Source organism: Paracraurococcus lichenis, assembly GCF_030657435.1.
In the GTDB taxonomy this organism is placed as follows: Bacteria; Pseudomonadota; Alphaproteobacteria; order Acetobacterales; family Acetobacteraceae; genus Paracraurococcus; species Paracraurococcus lichenis.
The window spans coordinates 1-2727 of sequence record NZ_JAUTWS010000237.1; the positions used below are offsets into that span (position 1 = coordinate 1).

Sequence of the window (2727 nt, forward strand, 5' to 3'; positions counted from 1 at the left end):
CCTGCGAGGTGGTCAGCGACGGTCTGCCCTGCTTCGCCGCCGTCACCAAGGCAGGGTGCCGACACACGGTCATCAAGACCGGCTCGGGCGCGCAGGCGGCACGCACACCAGCCTTCAAGTGGGTGAACACAGCGCTGGGCAACATAAAGGCCGCGATCACCGGCACCTACCGCTCGATCGCGCCGAAGCACGTCCCTCGCTACCTCGCCGAGTTCCAGTACCGCTTCAACCGCCGCTACGATCTTGCCGCCATGCTGCCGCGCCTTGCCACCGCCGCATTGCAGGCGCCGCCTATGCCCTACCGCCGGCTCAAACTGGCTGAGGTTTCCGCGTAATCAGGAATTCAGTTGACCCGAGCCATGGATCCACGGTTTGGCTTGACGGCGGCAAGTGCCTGCCGTGTTAAGGTTTTCCGGAAAGACGGTACCCGGATTGGGCTTGGCGATCCTCTCTGCTGCGGCTGAACTGCGGCTCTGGATGGCAAGCTGAGGTTCGCTGCCAGCCAATTCTTGATCCATTTGCAAGTTCGATGCTGGGCAGCGTTCGCACAACGGCGGCTGGGCATGCATGAAGCCCTGCCGTAGGCAGACATCCGGCGCCCGCCACTGGCGAGCGCCGCAGTCGTGCTCAAGCCGCTCTCGCACCCTCCACCTTGGCGACATTGGAGAGAAATTCGCCGACCTCCTGGTCGAGGGTCTTGGCCTGTTGCGCGAGTTCCTCCGAGGCGGTGGCGACCTGGCCTGCGGTGGTGCGGGCCTCGCCGGCGGCGCGGCTGACCGCGCCGATCGCACCCGAGACGCTCTGCGTGCCGGCCGCGGCCTGCTGCACGCTGCGGGCGATCTCGGCGGTGGCCGAGCCCTGCTCCTCGACGGCGGCGGCGATGGTGGCGGCGATCTCGCTCACCTCGCCGATGCGCGCCCCGATCGCCTGGATCGCGCCCACCGCGTCGCCGGTGGCCGACTGCATGGCGCCGACCTGCGCCGCGATCTCTTCGGTCGCCTTGGCGGTCTGCGCCGCGAGGTTCTTGACCTCGGAGGCGACCACCGCGAAGCCCTTGCCGGCCTCGCCGGCGCGCGCTGCCTCGATGGTGGCGTTGAGCGCGAGCAGGTTGGTCTGGCCGGCGATGGTGGTGATCAGGCGCATGACCTCGCCGATGCGCTGGGCACCCTCGGCGAGGCCGCGGACGACCTCGTCGGTGTGGCGGGCCTCGGCGACGGCCTGGCCTGCGACCTTGGCGCTCTGCGAGACCTGGCGGGTGATCTCGGCGATGGAGGCGGAGAGCTCCTCGGCGGCGGCGGCGACGGTCTGGACATTGGCGCTGGTTTGCTCGGCCGCGGCGGCGACCGCGCCGGCGCGCTCGAGTGTGTCCTCGGCCGTGCCAGACATGGTGCGCGCGGTACCCTGCAACTGCGACACCGCCGCCCCGAGCACCTCGACGGTGCGGCGCACCTTGGCCTCGAAGCCGCGCAGCAGCGCCGCGAGCCGCTCCGCCCGCGCCGCCCTCGCCGTCTGCTCCGCTGCCTGCTCAGCCGCCAGCGCGTCCGCACGCTGCAGCCCGGTGCGACACTCGTCGAGGGCGCGGGCGAGGTCGCCGATTTCGTCCCTGTGCATCGCGCAGGGCAGGTCGAAGGCGTAGTCGCGGCGTGCGAGCTGCCGGGTGACGCCCGCCAACCGGATGACGCGGGCGACGACGTTACTGTTCAGCCAGGCGGCGGCGGCGATCGTCAGGCCCGTGGCCGCCAGCGAGAGCAAGCCTAGGATCCACAGCGAGAAGTGGTAGGCTTCGCTGCCCCGATCGGCGGCTGCCTTGGCGGAGCGTTCGTTGAAATCTACATCGGCATCGACTGCGGCGCGCAGGCGACTGAACACTTCCCGGCTCTCACCCGCATAGAGTGCCGTTGCTGCAGAGCTGTCGCCACGCCGCTCGAAATCAGACATCTGACGGCTGAGGGCGGTGTAATCCTGCCAAGCCTGCCCAATCGCGGCCGCGAGGGACTGCTCCTCACCAGGTGACACAAGCGGCTTGTAGTCCGACCAGAAGCGCTCCACTTCGGCCTCGATGGTCAGGAGCACCTTCCTGGCACTTTCCCGGCGCTCTGGATCGGCGGTCAGGAGGACCAGGGCCTGAACCTGGCGGTACCGGGTGGCCCGCTCGCCCAGGCGACCGAGTGTGCTGACACTCGGCAGCCAGTTGTCGCGTATCTCGCGTGCACGGGAATCGACGCTGCCGAGCTCCAGGACAGCAAAGCCGCCCATCACGATGACTGCCAGGAGGAGTGCGCCGAAAGCAGCCATCAGCTTGGTGCGGATGCTCGACCCCTTGCTGCTGGGAGGAGGCGAGGTGGCCATGTGAGGGGCCGAGGAGGCGTGGGTCATGCGGGGAAGCCCAACTGAGATGGAGATCCCGAGCGGGAAGCTCGCGGCTAAGTAGATATCTAAGTCGATGATATCCGGATTGCCTACAGCAATCTCAGGTAGTACGTGCCTGCACCTGGGAAACTGGCATCCAGATCAGCCCCGGTCTGTTCCGCTGCGTGGCCGGCTTGGACGGTTCAGGGTCGCTTACGACCGCTTTGGATCCAGTGTGATGGTGTGGACGCCCCCCGACGGCATCGATGTGCCAAGGTGAAGGTGTTGAGCAACCACCAGGGGAGGCGTCCATGGGAGAGGCTAGCACGATCGGGCTCGACGTTGCGAAGAACGTATTTCAAGCGCACGGCGCCGACG

The 2727-nt window shown here is 67.9% G+C and carries 2 protein-coding genes; one reads left to right on the forward strand and one right to left on the reverse strand.

Features of this window, described 5'->3' with window-relative positions; genetic code table 11:
* Nucleotides 1-335 (forward strand): transposase (locus Q7A36_RS39245; RefSeq protein ID WP_305109219.1); only part of this gene is annotated, 335 nt, incomplete at its 5' end.
* Nucleotides 336-627: 292 nt separating this feature from the next.
* On the opposite strand, the gene Q7A36_RS39250 is transcribed toward Q7A36_RS39245, so the two are convergent.
* Nucleotides 628-2376 (reverse strand): methyl-accepting chemotaxis protein, encoded by a 1749-nt coding sequence (locus tag Q7A36_RS39250; protein ID WP_305109220.1) that lies wholly within the window; start codon nt 2374-2376, stop codon nt 628-630.
* Nucleotides 2377-2727: the final 351 nt, after the last annotated feature.

Coding starts and splice junctions, on each gene's coding strand:
- Q7A36_RS39250 (WP_305109220.1), bottom strand. CDS start 2,376: ATGACCCACGCCTCCTCGGCCCCTCACATGGCCACCTCGCCTCCTCCC.